The 17,675-nt window shown below is 69.1% G+C and carries 15 protein-coding genes and 1 riboswitch; of the genes, 6 read left to right on the forward strand and 9 right to left on the reverse strand.

Features of this window, described 5'->3' with window-relative positions; all coding sequences use genetic code 11:
• Nucleotides 1-188 precede the first annotated feature (188 nt).
• The 5 genes from ACWDO5_RS24915 (at nucleotide 189) to ACWDO5_RS24935 (ending at nucleotide 5,606) form a co-directional block, all read left to right on the forward strand.
• The gene (locus ACWDO5_RS24915) at nucleotides 189-1,610 is read left to right on the forward strand and encodes an HD-GYP domain-containing protein (RefSeq protein ID WP_450532571.1); all 1,422 of its coding nucleotides are present in this window, start codon (nucleotides 189-191) and stop codon (nucleotides 1,608-1,610) included.
• A complete protein-coding gene (locus ACWDO5_RS24920) occupies nucleotides 1,607-2,932 on the forward strand; it encodes an HD-GYP domain-containing protein (RefSeq protein WP_450532572.1) in 1,326 nt (441 codons plus the stop codon). Before ACWDO5_RS24915 ends, ACWDO5_RS24920 begins: the two co-directional genes overlap by 4 nt.
• Nucleotides 2,933-3,038: 106 nt before the next feature.
• Nucleotides 3,039-4,019, forward strand: a complete 981-nt coding sequence (locus ACWDO5_RS24925; RefSeq protein ID WP_450532586.1) for a tetratricopeptide repeat protein — start codon at nucleotides 3,039-3,041, stop codon at nucleotides 4,017-4,019.
• Nucleotides 4,020-4,081: 62 nt separating this feature from the next.
• Entirely contained in the window at nucleotides 4,082-4,711 is a 630-nt protein-coding gene (gene def / locus ACWDO5_RS24930) for a peptide deformylase (RefSeq protein ID WP_450532573.1), read from the forward strand.
• A 157-nt stretch (nucleotides 4,712-4,868) separates the two neighbouring features.
• A complete protein-coding gene (locus ACWDO5_RS24935) occupies nucleotides 4,869-5,606 on the forward strand; it encodes a D-Ala-D-Ala carboxypeptidase family metallohydrolase (protein ID WP_450532574.1) in 738 nt (245 codons plus the stop codon).
• Between the two features lie 113 nt (nucleotides 5,607-5,719).
• On the opposite strand, the gene ACWDO5_RS24940 is transcribed toward ACWDO5_RS24935, so the two are convergent.
• From ACWDO5_RS24940 to ACWDO5_RS24980, 9 genes are all read right to left on the reverse strand, one after another.
• Entirely contained in the window at nucleotides 5,720-6,676 is a 957-nt protein-coding gene (locus ACWDO5_RS24940; protein ID WP_450532587.1) for a ribonucleotide-diphosphate reductase subunit beta, read from the reverse strand.
• Nucleotides 6,677-6,783: 107 nt separating this feature from the next.
• The gene (locus tag ACWDO5_RS24945) at nucleotides 6,784-9,147 is read right to left on the reverse strand and encodes a ribonucleoside-diphosphate reductase subunit alpha (RefSeq protein ID WP_450532575.1); all 2,364 of its coding nucleotides are present in this window, start codon (nucleotides 9,145-9,147) and stop codon (nucleotides 6,784-6,786) included.
• A gap of 142 nt (nucleotides 9,148-9,289) precedes the next feature.
• Nucleotides 9,290-9,414: riboswitch (cobalamin riboswitch) on the reverse strand.
• A gap of 52 nt (nucleotides 9,415-9,466) precedes the next feature.
• Complete coding sequence (locus ACWDO5_RS24950; RefSeq protein ID WP_450532576.1) at nucleotides 9,467-9,967, reverse strand: GNAT family N-acetyltransferase; 501 nt, start codon at nucleotides 9,965-9,967, stop codon at nucleotides 9,467-9,469.
• Nucleotides 9,968-9,986: 19 nt separating this feature from the next.
• On the reverse strand, nucleotides 9,987-10,652 hold the full coding sequence (locus ACWDO5_RS24955) for a hypothetical protein (RefSeq protein WP_450532577.1): 666 nt from the start codon (nucleotides 10,650-10,652) through the stop codon (nucleotides 9,987-9,989).
• Between the two features lie 97 nt (nucleotides 10,653-10,749).
• A complete protein-coding gene (gene mctP, locus ACWDO5_RS24960; protein WP_450532578.1) occupies nucleotides 10,750-12,375 on the reverse strand; it encodes a monocarboxylate uptake permease MctP in 1,626 nt (541 codons plus the stop codon).
• On the reverse strand, nucleotides 12,372-12,635 hold the full coding sequence (locus ACWDO5_RS24965; protein WP_450532579.1) for a DUF3311 domain-containing protein: 264 nt from the start codon (nucleotides 12,633-12,635) through the stop codon (nucleotides 12,372-12,374). The genes mctP and ACWDO5_RS24965 overlap by 4 nt, the downstream gene beginning before the upstream one ends.
• 133 nt (nucleotides 12,636-12,768) lie before the next feature.
• Nucleotides 12,769-12,972 (reverse strand): CstA-like transporter-associated (seleno)protein, encoded by a 204-nt coding sequence (locus ACWDO5_RS24970; protein ID WP_450532580.1) that lies wholly within the window; start codon nucleotides 12,970-12,972, stop codon nucleotides 12,769-12,771.
• Nucleotides 12,941-15,085 carry a carbon starvation CstA family protein gene (locus ACWDO5_RS24975; RefSeq protein WP_450532581.1) on the reverse strand — a complete coding sequence of 715 codons (2,145 nt, stop codon included), beginning with the start codon at nucleotides 15,083-15,085 and terminating at the stop codon, nucleotides 12,941-12,943. Before ACWDO5_RS24975 ends, ACWDO5_RS24970 begins: the two co-directional genes overlap by 32 nt.
• Nucleotides 15,086-15,293: 208 nt before the next feature.
• Nucleotides 15,294-16,058, reverse strand: coding sequence for a GntR family transcriptional regulator (locus ACWDO5_RS24980; RefSeq protein WP_450532582.1), 765 nt, complete (start codon nucleotides 16,056-16,058; stop codon nucleotides 15,294-15,296).
• Between the two features lie 294 nt (nucleotides 16,059-16,352).
• Here ACWDO5_RS24980 and ACWDO5_RS24985 point away from each other — a divergent pair, with 294 nt between their 5' ends.
• Entirely contained in the window at nucleotides 16,353-17,624 is a 1,272-nt protein-coding gene (locus ACWDO5_RS24985; protein WP_450532583.1) for an extracellular solute-binding protein, read from the forward strand.
• The last annotated feature ends 51 nt before the right edge of the window (nucleotides 17,625-17,675 follow it).

Below are 17,675 nucleotides of genomic sequence, written 5' to 3' on the forward strand. Positions count from 1 at the left end.
ACGTACGCACTAGGTGCGCCGAGGTTGTCTCGGCGCACCTTTCGCGTATGCCCGCTTCACGTATGCGTGTTTGCGTATACCCCGGCCTGTCACCCGTAGGTGCGAAAAGCTGACTACTCGCCGCCGCGGCACCACCAACTCGCTAGCCTGGCGCTTCATTTGAGAGAGGGCCAGGAGAGGACGGGGCAGTGAGGGCCATACCGGCGGCGGCACGCGCGTACATTTTCGGCGCAGTGCTGTGCGCCGCGGTCTGCGCACTGCCGGCGGTGCGGCACGCAGCCGCGGTCCCCTGGAGCGCCGTGCTGCTGCTCGCCGGGCTGTACGCCGCGTGCGAGATGCCCGCCCGCTGCCGTTACCTCGGGAATTCCGTGCCGGTGGGCGCCGGGTCCTTCTTCCCCGTACTGCTCGCCGGGGCGTTTCTGCTGCCGCCCGCCGCGGCCGCGCTCGTCGCTGTGCCCGGCGCGCTGCTCGGCCGGGTCGACGAGCGGCCCGCGGGCGCACGGCGGATCTGGCGGGCGGCGCAGCTCGCGCTCGCGACATGGGGCGCGGCGCAAACGTATCTGCTGCTCGCCGGGGAACCCACGCTGCGGGCGCCGGACTTCCCGTACGCGCTGCTGCCCGCCGCGGCCGGGGCGCTCGTCTTCTGTCTGGTGCTGACCGCGCTCGACGGCGGCATCCTCGCCACCGCGGAACAGCTGCCCGTACGGACCGCCTGGCGCGGGCTGCTGCTGCGATCGCTGGCGCCGCACTGTGTGCACGGCCTCGCCGGGCTGATGATGGCAGTGCTGTGGCGCAGTCCGTACGGGCCTTTGTCCGCGCTCCTCGTACTGCTGCCGATGTACATCTCCTGCTGGGTCTTCGCGCAGTACCACCGGGAGCATGCCGCGCATCAGGCGACGATCCGGGCGCTGGTGCAGGCCGTCGACATCAAGGACAAGTACACGCGGGGGCACAGCGAGCGGGTCGGGCGAGCGTCCGTGCTGATCGCGCGCGAACTGAGCATGGAGGAGGGGCGGCTCGAGTTGCTCCGGTTCGCCGGGATCCTGCACGACGTGGGGAAGCTCGGCGTGCCGACGCGGGTGCTGCGCAAGGACGGGCCGCTGACGCCTCAGGAGCGGCGGGTGATCGAGCTGCATCCGGAGTACGGGCACGACATGGTGCGCGGCATCGGATTCCTGGGGGAGGCGCGGGCGGCGATCCTGCACCACCACGAGCGGCTGGACGGGAGCGGGTATCCGTACGGTCTTGTGGGGCGCCAGATCCCGGAGTTCGCGCGGGTGGTTGCGGTGGCGGACGCGTTCGACGCGATGACGTCGACCCGGTCCTACCGGCGGGCGCGGCCGGTGGCGGTGGCGCTGGAGGAGCTGAAGCGGTGCGCGGGGACGCAGTTCGACCCGCAGATGGTGCGGGCGCTGGTGCGGGCGCTGGAGCGGCACGGGTGGGAGACGGCGGTGACGTCGGACGAGGCGGGGGTGGGCGCGGGAGCCGGGTCCGGTTCCGGCGTCGGGGCCGCCGGGCGGGGCGTAAGCCGAAACGTCCCTCCGCAGCCGGAGCAGGTACGTGTGACGGTGCCGGGGCGTGACACCGGCACCGCGGGCAGACGGGGGTGACCCCCTCGCCGGGGAACCTCGTCCGCGTCGTGTACGCCGCCGCCGCGTTGCTCACCGGCGGCGCGCTGGCCGGGACCCTGTGGCAGGGAGTGGACCAGCCCGGGAACGCTCTTGCCTTCGGGGCATTCATCGCAGTCGGGGAGCTCGCCCGGTGGGGGGCCCCGCCCGGGGTGGGGGTACCTCCCATGCGCTTGGCGCCATGGGGGAGGGAGCCGGCGCCCCTGGGGGTCGCGGGCGCGCTCGCCTACGCGCTGCTCGGAGAGTGCGCGGGGCGGCACACCTCGCACGGGGCGCTTCAGGTCGTCGCCGTCGTCGTCGCGGCCTCGCTCGCCGGGACCGTACCGCATGTGGCGCGGGGTAGGGGGCCCGCGCTCGACCATGTGGCGCGGCGGGTGCTGACCGTCGGGTTTGCCGCCGTGTGCTTCCAGCCGCTGTACAACTCGGGGGAGCTGGAGCGCTGGGTCGGGCACGGTGCCTACTACGCGCTGCTCCTTCTCCTGCTGCTCGTGCTGACCGCCCTGTGCGACGCCGTCCTCGCCGCCGCGATGCTGCACGCCCGCACCCTCCCCCACAGCGCCAAGCGCATGGGAGGCACCCCCATTCCGTACGGCCCTCTCCTCCGCGACGAGCTCAGGGCCCTGCTCGGCATCGGCTCCGCGGTCTGCACCACCGGAGCCGTGATGGCCCTCGCCGTCGCTGTCGTCGGACTCTGGGCGCTGCCCGTGTTCTGCGTGCCCCTCCTCCTCGCCCAGCTCTCCTTCCGGCGGTACGCCGCGGTCAGGACCACCTACCGGCAGACCATCGTGTCCCTCGCCCGCGCCACCGAGATCGCCGGGTACACCCAGCCTGGCCACGCCCGCAGAGTCGCCGCGCTCAGCACCGCCGTCGGGCGGGAGCTGGGCCTGACCGGCCCAGATCTGACCGTCCTGGAGTACGCGGCGCTGATGCACGACATCGGGCAGCTGTCGCTCGTCGATCCCGTACCTGAGGGGGCCACCGCCACCCTGCCCGTCGCCGAGCAGCGGCGGATAGCTCTGCTCGGCGGGGCAGTCGTCCGCCAGACCGGCGTCCCCGCGGCCGTCGCCGTCGTGGTGGAGACGCAGGCCGACCCGTACCGCGATCAGCCGCTGCCCGCCCGGATCGTCCGGGCCGTCAACGCATACGACGATCTGGCCGGGGGAAGCGGAGGAACGGCGGGCGGGGCGCTCAGCGCACTCGAGCAGCTGCGGCTCGGCACCGGGCGCGACTACCAGCCAGAGGTGGTCGAATCCCTTGCCAGAGTCCTCTCAAGAGGCGGTCTGGCCCCCGTCCCACCGGGGTAACCCATGGGTAATGAGCGAGCCTCCGACTAGGCATGGTTGGATGCGAAAGAAGGCATACAAGCATGCGTCCGGGGGCAGCGACCCGAGCGACCGGCAGGCGGGAATCGTGAGGATCTTCGGGAAGGTACGGCATCGGCCGTCCGCCTCTTGGCGGCAGGCCACCGACCGCGCGTTCACGCTGATCGGCGACGGCCGGTACGAGGACGCGGGCGCGCTGCTGACGCGCGCGGCGGACCTCGAGCCCTGGCTCTCCGAGTCCTGGTTCAACCTGGCGCTGTTGCACAAGTTCCGGCACGACTGGGAGCAGGCGCGCGCCGCCGGCCTGCGGGCCGTCGCGCTGCTGGACAAGGAGAGCGGCGCCCCCGACTGGTGGAACGTCGGGATCGCCGCCACAGCCCTGCAGGACTGGCCGCTGGCTCGCCGAGCCTGGCAGGCGTACGGACTGAAGGTGCCGGGCGCCGCTGCCGCCAACGGCGAGCCGGTCGGCATGGAGCTGGGCAGCGCCGCCGTCCGTCTGTCGCCCGAGGGCGAGGCCGAGGTGGTGTGGGGCCGCAGGCTCGACCCGGCCCGGATAGAAGTGCTCTCCATCCCGCTGCCGTCGTCCGGACGCCGCTGGGGCGAGGTCGTCCTGCATGACGGCGTGCCCCATGGGGAGCGGATCACCTCCGCGGGACCTTCGTACCCCGTCTTCGACGAGATCGAGCTCTGGGCGCCCTCGCCCGTACCCACCTGGGTAGTGCTGCTGGAGGCCGCGACCGAGGCCGACCGGGACGCCCTGGAGCAGCTTGCCTCGGACGCCGGATTCGCCGCCGAGGACTGGTCCTCGTCGGTGCGGCTGCTGTGCCGGTCCTGTTCCGAGAGCCGGATGCCGAGTGCCGAGGGCGAGGGTGAGCACCTCGACCCGCACGACCACAGCGAGCCCGGCCATCCGGGGCCGCTCGGCCACCGCACGGCGGGCGATCTTTGGTCGCCCGAGCGCGAGTGCGGCATCGCGGCGCCGGCCGGGCTTGTCCGGGGGCTGCTGGACGGCTGGGTCGCCGACAGCCCGGACTCCCGTGAGTGGCGGGATCTCGAGGAAGTCTGCTGATCCCTCTGGCCGTAGGCTGTACGGGATCGGATTCCGGATTTCAGGAAGGCGCAGAAGCGGACATGGCGCAGCAGCAGACGGACGAGCAGGTGAACGACGGCTTCGTCGTCGACACGGAGGACTGCGAGGAGCGTGAGCTGGCGCACCGCGAGCGGGGTACGGCACGCCCGATCACGGTCGTCGGCAACCCGGTGCTGCACAGGGAGTGCCAGGACGTCACCGAGTTCGACGACAAGCTCGCTGCGCTGATTGACGACATGTTCGCCAGCCAGAAGGCGGCGGAGGGCGTGGGCCTGGCCGCCAACCAGATCGGCGTGGACCTCAAGGTCTTCGTGTACGACTGCCCGGACGACGACGGTGTACGTCACACCGGTGTCGTCTGCAACCCGGTCCTGGAGGAGCTGCCGCCGGAGCTGCGCGTCCTCGACGACTCCAATGAGGGCTGCCTCTCAGTGCCGACGGCGTACGCCTCGCTGCCTCGCCCCGACTCTGCGGTGGTGCGCGGGCAGGATGCCGAGGGCAAGTCGATCCGGGTGCGCGGCACGGGGTACTTCGCCCGCTGCCTGCAGCACGAGACGGACCATCTGTACGGCCAGCTGTACATCGACCGGCTCTCCAAGCGGGACCGCAAGGACGCGCTGCGGCAGATGGAAGAGGGCACGCCGCGCTACGAGACCGTGCCGAACGACTGAGTTCCGAGTCTGCAAAGGGGCCCGCTCACGCCGAGCGGGCCCTTAGGTGTGTTCGCCGCCATTGGGCGGACAAATGACGCCGGACGAGACCCTGTTGACGCGCGTCGACCGTCCCGCCAGTCTCTGCCGTACACCGCACTCACGGTATGGAGGCCCGATGTTCCGGCGTACCGCAAGACTCCTGCTGTCTCTTGTCATGCTCATGGCCGCCGCCTTGGCCGGGGTCGTGGCGACCGCCGGCACCGCCCAGGCGGACGGCTGCTACACCTGGACCCGCACGCTCTCCCAGGGCGCATCCGGCGCCGACGTCACCCAGCTGCAGATCCGGGTCGCCGGATATCCCGGGTACGGCGGCGTGCTCGCCATCGACGGCGACTACGGCCCGGCGACCACCGCGGCGGTCAAGCGGTTCCAGTCGGCGTACGGGCTCGGCGCCGACGGCGTCGCGGGGTCCGCCACCTTCTCCAAGCTGTACGCCCTCCAGGACGACGACTGCACGCCCATCCACTTCACCTACGGCGAGCTCAATGACTGCAACAGCACCTGGGCCGGCGGTGCGGTGAGCGCCGCGACCGCCAAGTCCAACGCGCTGCGCACCATGTGGAAGCTGGAGGCCATGCGGCACGCGCTCGGCGACCAGTCGATCACCGTCACCAGCGGCTTCCGCTCGCAGGCATGCAACGACGCGGTCGGCGGCGCGGCGGGCAGCCGGCATCTGTACGGTGACGCGGCGGATCTGGGCGCGGGCCCGCACTCCCTGTGCAAACTTGCCCAGCAGGCCCGCAACCACGGCTTCAACGGGATCCTGGGCCCCGGCTACCCGGGCCACAACGACCACACGCACCTCGACCACCGAGACAGTCGCTTCTGGTCGGCGTCGAGCTGCGGCATCTGAGCGCTCGGGTCAGGCGCGCGCAGCAGCCAGCGGTAGGGCGTGGTCCCGCAGTGCGGGGTAACGCGGCCGGGCGGACCCGTGAAAGGTATCCGCCCGGCCGTGCACCATGAAGATCAGAAGTCGTCGTCGAAGCCGACCGAGCCCTCGACCGCCACCTGGTAGGCGGACGGCCGGCGCTCGAAGAAGTTCGTCAGCTCCTGGACGCCCTGCAGCTCCATGAAGGAGAACGGATTCTCCGAGCCGTACACCGGGGCGAAGCCCAGCCGGGTCAGTCGCTGGTCGGCGACGCACTGGAGGTACTCGCGCATCGACTCGGTGTTCATTCCGGGCAGACCGTCACCGCACAGATCGCGGCCGAACTGGAGCTCCGCCTCGACGGCCTCCTTCAGCATGTCCGTGACCTGCTGCTGGAGTGCGTCGTCGAAGAGCTCGGGCTCCTCCTTGCGGACCGTGTCCACCACCTCGAAGGCGAAGTTCATGTGCATGGTTTCGTCCCGGAAAACCCAGTTCGTCCCGGTCGCCAGGCCGTGCAGCAGACCGCGGGAGCGGAACCAGTACACGTACGCGAACGCGCCGTAGAAGAACAGCCCCTCGATGCAGGCCGCGAAGCAGATCAGATTCAGCAGGAACCGGCGGCGGTCGGCCTTCGAATCCAGCCTGTCGATCTTCTCGACAGAGTCCATCCACTTGAAGCAGAACTGGGCCTTCTCCCGGATCGACGGGATCTCCTCGACCGCGTCGAAGGCGGCCGCGCGGTCGTCCGGGTCGGGGAGGTAGGTGTCGAGCAGCGTCAGATAGAACTGGACGTGCACAGCCTCCTCGAAGAGCTGGCGGCTCAAGTACAGCCGCGCCTCCGGGGAGTTGATGTGCTTGTAGAGGGTGAGCACGAGGTTGTTGGAGACGATCGAGTCGCCCGTCGCGAAGAACGCGACCAGCCGGCCGATCATGTGCTGCTCGCCCGGCGAGAGCTTGGCGAGGTCGGCCACGTCGGAGTGGAGGTCGACCTCTTCGACGGTCCAGGTGTTCTTGATCGCGTCGCGGTAGCGCTCGTAGAAGTCCGGGTAGCGCATGGGGCGGAGAGTCAGCTCGAAGCCGGGGTCGAGCAGATTCTTCTTCGGGGTGACCGCCGGCGCGGAGCGCCGTTCATCGGGGGTGGTGGCCGGGTGACGGGTGGGCATTACTGGCAGGCCTCGCAGGACTCGGGGTTCTCCAGGGAGCAGGCGACGGCGTCGGGGTCGGCCGCCTGCTGTACCGGGACGGGGGTGGCGGACTGAGCCGCGCGGGCGATCCGCGTCGCCGGGCGGGAGCGCAGGTAGTACGTCGTCTTCAGGCCCTGCTTCCAGGCGTACGCGTACATCGAGCTGAGCTTCCCGATGGTCGGCGTCTCCAGGAACAGGTTCAGCGACTGCGACTGGTCCAAGAAGGGGGTGCGCGAGGCGGCCATGTCGATCAGGCCGCGCTGCGGGATCTCCCACGCCGTGCGGTACAGCGCGCGGACGTCGGCCGGGATCCAGCTGAAGCCCTGCACCGAGCCGCTGGACTCGCGCAGCGCCTCACGGGTCTGCGCGTCCCACACGCCGAGCTTCTTCAGCTCCTCCACCAGGTAGGCGTTGACCTGGAGGAACTCACCGCTCAGCGTCTCGCGCTTGAAGAGGTTGGAGACCTGAGGCTCGATGCACTCGTACACCCCCGCGATCGAGGCGATGGTCGCGGTCGGCGCGATGGCGAGGAGGAGGGAGTTGCGCATGCCGCTCTCGGCGACGCGGGTGCGCAGCGCGTCCCAGCGCTCCGGCCAGTTGAGCGCCACGTCGTAGTGGTCGGGGTGCAGCATGCCACGGGCCGCGCGGGTCTGGGACCAGGCGGGCAGCGGGCCGTTGCGCTCGGCGAGGTCGCAGGACGCCTCGTAGGCGGCGAGCATGATCCGCTCGGCGATCTTCGTGGACAGCGCCTTCGCCTCGGGCGAGTCGAAGGGGAGGCGGAGCTTGAAGAAGACGTCCTGCAGACCCATCGCACCCAGGCCCACCGGACGCCACTTGGCGTTGGAGCGGCCTGCCTGCTCGGTCGGGTAGAAGTTGATGTCGACGACCCGGTCGAGGAAGGTCACGGCGGTACGGACGGTCTCGTCCAGCCGCTCCCAGTCGATGTCTCCCGACGCGAGCACGAACGAACCGAGGTTGACCGAGCCGAGGTTGCAGACGGCCGTCTCCCCGTCGTCCGTCACCTCCAGGATCTCGGTGCACAGGTTCGAGGAGTGGACCGTGTGGCCCGGCTCCGCCGTCTGGTTCGCGGTGCGGTTGGAGGCGTCCTTGAAGGTCATCCAGCCGTTGCCGGTCTGGGCGAGCGTACGCATCATCCGGCCGTACAACTCCCGCGCGGGGATGGTCCTGCGGGCGAGTCCCCCGGCCTCCGCCTCGCGGTACGCCGCGTCGAACTCGTCGCCCCACAGGTCGACCAGATCCGGCACATCGGAAGGTGAGAACAGCGACCAGTCGGCGTCGGCCTCGACGCGGCGCATGAACTCGTCCGGGATCCAGTGCGCGAGGTTGAGGTTGTGCGTACGCCGCGCGTCCTCACCGGTGTTGTCGCGCAGCTCCAGGAACTCCTCGATGTCCGCGTGCCAGGTCTCCAGGTAGATCGCGGCGGCGCCCTTGCGCCGGCCGCCCTGGTTCACGGCCGCGACCGAGGCGTCGAGGGTCTTCAGGAACGGCACGATGCCGTTGGAGTGGCCGTTGGTGCCGCGGATCAGTGAACCGCGGGCGCGGATGCGGGAGTAGGAGAGGCCGATGCCGCCCGCGTGCTTGGAGAGGCGCGCGACCTGGTGGTAGCGGCTGTAGATCGAGTCGAGCTCGTCCATCGGGGAGTCCAGCAGATAGCACGAGGACATCTGCGGGTGGCGGGTGCCGGAGTTGAAGAGGGTGGGCGACGAGGGGAGGTAGTCGAGGCGGCTCATCAGCCCGTACAGCGCCGCGACTTCGTCCAGGGCGCGCGCGGAGGTGTCCTCGGCCAGTCCGCAGGCGACGCGCAGCATGAAGTGCTGCGGGGTCTCGATCACCTGGCGGGTGAGGGGGTGCCGGAGCAGATAGCGGCTGTAGAGGGTGCGCAGCCCGAAGTAGCCGAAACGGTCGTCGGCGTCCTGGTCCATCAGAGCGTCGAGACGGGCGGCGTGGAGCGTGACGAACTCGGCCGTGCGGTCGGCGATCAGGCCCTCCCGGTGGCCGACCGCGACCGAAGCGGAGAAGGACACCGCGCCCTGTCCGGCGGCCTCGTCCGCGATGTGACGGGTCAGCAGGCGGGCGGCGAGCCGGGAGTAGGCCGGGTCCTCGGAGATCAGCCCCGCGGCGGCGTCGGTGGCGAGGCTGCGCAACTCGGCCGCGTCCGACCGGGCGTTGCGGCCGCGCAGCGCGGCGGCGGCGACGCGTCCCGGGTCAGTGTCCGGCAGATCGGCGGTGAGATCGGTCAGGGTCCGCAGAAGCGCGGTCCCGGGGCCGTCGACAGCATGCTCTGCGATGCCTGAAGCCGGATCGGCTGGCGCGATGGTCACGTGGTGCTCTCCCTCGCTCGGCTCTGGGCCGGCGGGGGAGGGGAGGGCCGCGGGGGCGTACGTACCCGGAAAATGGCAGCACACCGCACGGCATCCACCGACCCAACCGCGAGGCCCGGATGTCTCGGCACCCGGTTCGGTCGAGCCGGATGCACCGTCGGCAGGTCTTCGGACTGGTGGGTACGACAAAGCGCACCACAGCACACCGTTGCGGGACAGTTCCGGATTCCCACCGGATTCCCCTGCGGCGACAGCGAGCATGAGCATACATGTGGGGGCCGCTGGATGCGGCACCCCCCACATGTTGTGTCGTAGCGGGCTACAGCTCCAACGCGTAGGTCAGCAGGGTGATCCCGGGGACGGGCTCCCAGTCCCGGTCGGGCGTACGGACGAAGCCCATCCGCTCGTAGATCCGGTGGGCGGCGAGCATGCCGTGCTGCGTCGACAGCACGAGCCGCCGGCACCCCTCGACGCTTCGGGCGCGTTCGACGCACGCCCGCACAAGGGCCTCGCCGGCACCCCGTCCACGGGCCTGCTCGGCGACTGCGAGCATCCGGAACTCGGCCTCGCCACAGCGGGCGATATCGGCCCACTCCCCGCCGCCCGAGACAAAGGTCACGCCACCCAGCAGGCGGCCGCGACCGTCGACGGCGACGAGCACCTCGGCCTCGGCGGCCCGCCGCGCCACATCCCGCAGCACATGCAGATACGAATCGTCCTCGCCGAAGTGCAGCAGCCCGTCGCCCAGATAGGCATGGGCGGTGATCTCGCCCAGCTCGGTGTACTCCTTCGGCCGCACTGCCCTGATGGTGATGTCCATGGGCGCAGTGTGGACCGGGTCAGCCGCTCACGCCCACCTCATTGTTGGGGGCGCCGTCGCCGGCCGGGGGCAGGTCGCCGCGCTCGACGGGCGTTTGTCCGCCGACGTCCCCGGCCGGGGGCAGGACCTCGTCCAGCTCACGGTCGTCGGCGAGGTGGGCCGCCTCGGCGGCCTCGCGCAGGACGTCGCGCTCCACCTGAGTGCCGGCGCTGATCTGGATCCGCAGACCGTTCTCCGTACGGACGTACTCATGGCCGCTGTCCGAGGTGCGGTACCAGCCCTTGCCGTCCTTCGCGCAGGGTGCGCCGGCCGGTCCGACCGCGCCCGTGGCCGACCCCATCGGGAGTCCGGCGCAGTTCGCCTCGTCCACCTCGCCCCGGTCGACCAGGAGCGTGATCTGCCCACCGGTCTTCGAGACATACGTGGCCGAGAAGCCGTCGCCGCCGATGACACCCACAGACTGCCGCGCCAGCTCGAAGCCGTCGGACCGCGTCACATACACATGCTCGGGCAGGGTCTGCAGCGCGCGGGCGCGCGCCTCAAGCTCGGACCGCTCGGGCACGGGACCGCTGGTGCTCCCCGTACCGTCGCTGCCCCGAGTGCCGCTGTTGACCGCTGCCTCCGTCCCGCAGCCGGCAAGGGCGAGGGTGAGCAGCACAAGCGACAAACGCGCGCGACGTCTCATGCGCACATTCTTTCGCAGGTACGGCGAGGGCCGCCGCGTTCTCCCGTGGGAAGCGCGACGGCCCTCGACCGGGTGAGGCCCGGTGACCGGGTCGGTCTCAGTGACCGGCGCCCGCGGTGGCCTTCGGCAGCTCCACCTGTACACCCGGGTCGCCCGCGTCCGCCGTGTAGTCCGACGGGCTCGTCTCGTCGACGCCCTCCGGCGCCTTCGCCGCCCGCAGCACGAACGTCAGGACCACCGTCACCACGGCGTTCAGCACGAACGCCGTCAGGCCGATGTAGCCGATCTCGCCGATACCCGGGATCTCTGCCGACGAGCCCCCGAAGTGCTTCTGGGTCGGGCTCGCCACTCCGTACGCGGCCGCCGTGCCGTAGATCATGCCGACCGCCCAGCCCGCCAGCAGCGCCCAGCGGTGGAACCAGCGCGTGAACAGGCCGCCCACCAGCGCCGGCAATGTCTGGAGGATCCAGATGCCGCCGAGAAGCTGGAAGTTGATCGCCACCGTCTTGTCCATCGTCAGGACGAAGACCAGCGCGCCCACCTTCACCAGCAGCGAGACCAGCTTGGAGACCTTGGTCTCCTGCGCGGGCGTCGCGTCCGGCCTGATGAAGTCCTTGTATATGTTCCGCGTGAACAGATTCGCCGCCGCGATCGACATGATCGCCGCCGGCACCAGCGCGCCGATGCCGATCGCCGCGAAGGCGACACCCGCGAACCAGTCCGGGAACATCGTCTCGAACAGCTGCGGAATCGCCAACTGCGCGTTGTCCACCTTGATGCCCGCCGCGATCGCCATGAAGCCGAGCAGCGCCAGCAGACCCAGCATCAGCGAATACAGCGGCAGGATCGTGGCGTTGCGGCGGATCACGTTACGGCTGCTCGAAGAGAGCGTCGCCGTGATCGAGTGCGGATACATGAAGAGCGCGAGCGCCGAGCCCAGTGCCAGCGTCGCGTAACCCCACTGGCCCATATCGCCCGGCACCAGTGCGCCGCGCGGCTTGTCCGTCGCCGGGTTGATCTGCGCGAAGGCGTCGCCCGCCGTCGCGAAGACGTGGTCGAACCCGCCCAGCTTGATCGGGATGTAGATGATCGCCACACCGATGACGATGTAGATCAGTGTGTCCTTGACGAAGGCGATCAGTGCCGGTGCCCGCATCCCGGAGGAGTACGTGTACGCCGCCAGAACGCCGAAGGCGATCAGCAGCGGCAGGTCCTTGATGAACCAGTTGGTGGTCTCGCCGCCGCCGACACCCATCACGTCGAGCACCGCCTGGATGCCCACCAACTGCAGCGCGATGTACGGCATCGTCGCCAGGATGCCGGTGACCGCGACCGCCAGCGACAGACTCTTCGAGCCGAAGCGTCCGCGGACGAAGTCCGAGGTGGTCACGTACCCGTGCTTGTGCGACACCGACCACAGCCGCGGCAGGAAGGTGAAGATCATCGGGTAGATGAGGATCGTGTACGGGACGGCGAAGAAGCCCGCCGCGCCCGCCGCGTAGATCGCCGCCGGGATGGCCACGAAGGTGTACGCGGTGTACAGGTCGCCGCCGAGCAGGAACCAGGTGACCCAGGTGCCGAACGACCGGCCGCCAAGACCCCATTCCTCGAGGCTTTCGGTCTCGGCCCGGCGCCAGCGCGAGGCCAGGAAGCCCACGACCGTGACGGCCAGGAAGAAGAAGATGAAGACGGCGAGTGCGACGCCGTTCACGCCGTCCTTCACTGCGACGCACCCCCCTTGCGGGCGCGCTGGTCGCGCTGCCACAGCTTGTAAGCGGTCATGGTGAGCGCGCTGGAGATCAGCACCCAGAGCATCTGGTACCAGTAGAAGAACGGAATGCCGATGAAGGTCGGCTCGACCTTCGCGTACGAACTGACCCACAGCAAGGCGACGAACGGTGCGAAGAGACAGAGGGCGATGACCACGCGCACCGGCGTGATCAATGGTCGTCTCTCGTCAGGCACTTCTGTTACTTCGGCCATACGGCGGCTCCGATTCCTCACCTGTCACCAGTTGTAATGCGCAGGCAATGTAGGCCAGGGTTTCGCGAAGCGTCACCCCTGTCCGTATATCGGTACGGCAACGACTTCCAGCCGCGCTGCCTTCCACCGGCATTCAGCAACAGCGGAAGCCTGAACTCGGGTCCGACTCCTGGCGGTCCGTCCGCATCCGCTCGAATTCCCGCCGGGAGGGCACGGACACGGACGGATCGTGCGAACGCGCATGTGTGACGTACCTCTCGTACGCCGACTCATCCAGCAATTCCCGTACGTACCACCGCACCGCGCTAGCGGCCCGCCGCACTCCGCTCCGCAGCATCCCGCACCTCCGTCTTCTCCTCCTTGGTCGCCCACAGCCCGGCCGGAGCGGCCAACGTCGACTCCACGAACGGTGCCTCGTCCAGCGTCGCGGAGGCCGGATTGCGTACGGCTTTCACGCATACCCGGGCCGCGTCCACGACCACCACCAGGATCAGCAGCGCCAGCAGCGCCGAAAGGACGCCGTCCACCGTGGAGTTGGTGACGATGGTGTGCATGTCGTCCATGGACTTGGCGGGCGGCAGCAACTTGTCCGCGTCAATGGCGTCCTGGTAGCGCTGGCGCTGGGTGAAGAAGCCGACGCGGGGATCGCCGGAGAAGACCTTCTGCCAGCTCGCCGTCAGCGTCACCGTGACATCCCAGGCGAGCGGAATGCCGGTGATCCAGGCCCACTTGAGCCGTCCCGACTTCACCAGCAGCGTGGTGCAGACGGCGAGTGCCACCGCCGCGAGCAGCTGGTTGGAGATGCCGAAGATCGGGAAGAGCTGGTTGATGCCGCCGAGCGGCTCATGCACGCCGACCCAGAGGAAGTATCCCCACAGCGCCACCACGGCCGCGCTGGTGATGACGATGCCCGGCTTCCAGCTGACGTTGCGGAAGGGCTTGTAGACGTTGCCGAGCATGTCCTGGAGCATGAACCGGCCCACCCGGGTACCCGCGTCCAGCGCGGTCAGGATGAACAGCGCCTCGAACATGATCGCGAAGTGGTACCAGAAGGCCTTCATCCCATTGCCGCCCACGACCTGGGAGAAGATCTCCGAGACGCCGACGGCGAGGGTGGGCGCACCGCCCGTCCGCGACAGCAGTGACTGCTCCTCCACCGCCTCGGCAGCCTTCGCCAAGTCGCTCGGGGAGATCGTGTATCCGAGGTTCGCGACCGCCTGCGACGCCGACTGGACGCTGTCGCCGATGACGCCGGCCGGCGCGTTCATCGCGAAGTAGAGCCCCGGGTCGATGATGCAGGCCGCCACCAGTGCCATGATCGCCACGAACGACTCCATCAGCATGGAGCCGTAGCCGATCATCCGGATCTGCGTCTCCTTCTGGATCATCTTCGGGGTGGTGCCCGAGGAGATCAGCGCATGGAATCCGGAGAGCGCGCCGCACGCGATGGTGATGAAGACGAACGGGAACAGCGAGCCCGCGAACACCGGCCCGTCGCCCCGGCTCGCGAAGTCCGTCACCGCGTCCATCCGCATGTCGGGCAGGGCGATGACGACGCCGAGCGCCAGCAGCCCGATCGTCCCGATCTTCATGAAGGTGGAGAGATAGTCGCGTGGCGCGAGCAGCATCCACACCGGGAGTACGGAGGCGATGAATCCGTACGCCACCATCCACAGCACCAGCGTCGAGGGCGAGAGCGTGAAGGTCTCGGCGAGCGAGGACTCGGCGACCCAGCGGCCCGCCACGATCGAGAGCAGCAGCAGCGCGACGCCGATCAGCGTGACCTCGCTGACCCGGCCGGGCCGCAGAACGCGCAGATAGAAGCCCATCAGCAGCGCGATGGGGATGGTCATGCCGATGGAGAAGGTGCCCCAGGGGGAGCGGGCCAGCGCGTTGACAATGACCAGCGCCAGCACGCCCAGCAGGATGATCATGATCATGAAGGCGGCGAGCAGGGCCGCGGCCCCGCCGAACGGGCCGATCTCGTCCCGCGCCATCTGACCCAGCGACTTGCCGTTGCGCCGGGTGGAGAAGAAGAGCACCACCATGTCCTGCACGGCGCCCGCGAAGATGACGCCGACGATGATCCAGATGGTGCCGGGCAAGTACCCCATCTGTGCGGCCAGTACGGGTCCGACCAGCGGGCCCGCTCCCGCGATGGCCGCGAAGTGATGCCCGAGCAGAACCCGCCGGTCGGTGGGGTGGAAGTCGATGCCGTTGTCGAGCCGTTCGGCCGGGGTGGCTCTGGTCCTGTCGACCTTCAGCACCCGGTTGACGATGAAGCGCGAGTAGAAGCGGTAGCCGATCGCATACGAGCCGAGGGCGGCGGCGACCATCCAGGCGGCCGACACCTCCTCGCCGCGCGACAGGGCCAGTACGGTCCAGCCGGCCGCGCCCACCAGCGCGACAAGCGTCCAGATGACGATGGTTCGTGGATTTGTGGTGCGCACCGGGTCGTCCTCCCGTCCTATGAGATGACGGGAGGACGGTAGAGCAGGAATGTGACCTGCGCTACACCATGTGCGGTACGAGTTGTCAGCCGGGCCCGTGTCGGTCCTTCGGCCCCGTGTCAGTCCGTCGGCCGCCGCAGCCTCGCCACGCTGCGGTCTCCCGGGGGATAACCCCCGGACCCCCAGTAAGTTCTGGCTCGGCCCCGTGTCAGTCCGTCGGCCGCCGCAGCCTCGCCACGAACTTGTACCGGTCGCCCCGGTACACCGAACGCACCCACTCCACCGGCTCGCCCTGTGCGTCCAGCGAATGGCGCGAAAGCATCAGCATCGGCAGGCCCACGTCCGTCCCCAGCAGCCCGGCCTCGCGTGGGTTTGCCAGCGAGGTCTCGATCGTCTCCTCGGCCTCGGCCAGATGGACGTCGTACACCTCCGCCAGCGCGGTGTAGAGCGAGGTGTACTTGACCAGGCTGCGGCGCAGCGCCGGGAAGCGCTTCGCCGACAGGTGCGTCGTCTCGATCGCCATCGGCTCACCGCTCGCCAGCCGCAGCCGCTCGATCCGCAGCACCCGCCCGCCGGTTGAGATGTCCAGCAGCCTGGCCAGCGTGTCGTCGGCCGTGACATACCCGATGTCCAGCAACTGCGAGGTGGGCTCCAGGCCCTGCGCCCGCATGTCCTCGGTGTACGACGTGAGCTGGAGCGCCTGCGAGACCTTGGGCTTGGCGACGAACGTGCCCTTGCCCTGGATGCGTTCGAGGCGGCCCTCGACGACCAGCTCCTGCAGCGCCTGCCGCACCGTCGTACGCGAGGTGTCGAACTCCGCCGCGAGCGTGCGCTCCGGCGGCACCGGCGTACCGGGCGGCAGTGTCTCCGTCATGTCGAGCAAGTGGCGCTTGAGCCGGTAGTACTTGGGCACGCGCGCGGTACGGGTCTGTGCCCCGCCCTCGGTTTCCGTACCGCCCCCGTCCGTGGTCATGGCCCGCCTTCCCGACTCCTGTGCTGCTGCCGTCACCGGCTCCTCCGTCTGTTGCGGCTCACATGGTGGCACGGTCCGGTCGCGGGTCGTCGCCCTGACGCAGGTGTCGGTCCGATAACGGACGCGACAGCCCTTCTTATACACCCTTGACACCCATAAAGGTCTAGGCCAAGCTCCCGGGTGCTGGTCTAAACCATTAAAGATCAGGTCCCAGCCCCACGGGCAGTACTCAGCGCAATCTGCCTATGTCTTGGCGGTGGGCAGGGGGTTGCAGGCATCCCTGAGGAGGGTGGCGTGAAGCGCAAGCTCATTGCGGCGATCGGCGTCGCGGGCATGATGGTCGGTATTGCCGCGTGTGGCTCGGACAACAGCGGCGACAACAGGGCGGGGGCCGACGGCTTCAAGGGGCAGACCCTGACGGTCTGGGCGATGGACGGTTCCACGCCGGACCAGTGGCAGAAGGACCTCAGCGCCGAGTTCGAGAAGAAGACCGGCGCGAAGGTCAAGTTCGAGGTCCAGCAGTGGAACGGCATTCAGCAGAAGCTGACCACGGCCCTGTCCGAGGAGAACCCGCCGGACGTCTTCGAGATCGGCAACACCCAGACCGCGGCGTACGCCCAGACCGGCGGCCTCGCCGAGCTCGGCGACCTCAAGAAGGCGATCGGCGCGGACTGGTCCGAGAACCTGAACGAGGCCTCGGTCGTGGACGACAAGCAGTACGCCGCCCCGTGGTACTTCGCCAACCGCGTGGTCATCTACAACAAGTCGGTCTTCAAGGAGGCGGGCGTCGCCGCGCTGCCGAAGACCCGCGACGAATTCTTCGCCGCGCTCGACAAGATCAAGGCCAAGGGCAAGGAGCCGATCTACCTGCCCGGCCAGAACTGGTACTTCTTCGACGGGCTCACCATCGGCAAGGGTGCTGAGCTCGTGAAGAAGGACGGCGACAAGTGGGTCTCCAACCTGGACGACCCGAAGATCGCCGAGGCCGCCGAGCTCTACAAGAAGTACCAGGCCTACTCCAAGGCCCCCAAGGACAAGGACGAAGCCACCCCGCAGCAGGCCGACGTCTTCGCCAAGGGCAATGTCGGCGCCTTCATCGGCATGGGCTGGGAAGCCGGCACCGCCATCAAGGCCAACCCGGCCATCGAGAAGGAGATCGGCTATTTCACCATCCCCGGTGAGACTGCCGACAAGCCCGAGGGTGTCTTCCTCGGCGGCTCCAACCTTGCCGTCGCCGAGGGCAGCAAGAAGCAGGATCTCGCCAAGGAGTTCCTCAAGCTCGCTCTCTCCGACAAGTACGAGGGTCAGCTCGCCAAGCTGAACGGCGTCATCCCGAACAAGGAGTCGCTCAACTCCAACCTGACGGGCAACCCGGTCGCCGAGGCCGCCGCTCCGTCCGCCAAGTTCGGTGGCACCACCCCGCTGATCCCCGAGTGGGCCGCGGTGGAGAACGCGCCGAACCCGATCAAGACCTACCTGACGGCGGTCCTGAACGGTAAGAGCCCGGCCGAAGCCGCCAAGCAGGTCGAGGGCGAGTTCAACAAGCGCCTCGCGCAGAAGAGTTAAGGGTGCGCTGCCGGGGACCGACAACAACAAGAATACCTACCCCGCGCCCCA

This window comes from Streptomyces sp. NPDC000880, assembly GCF_053599675.1.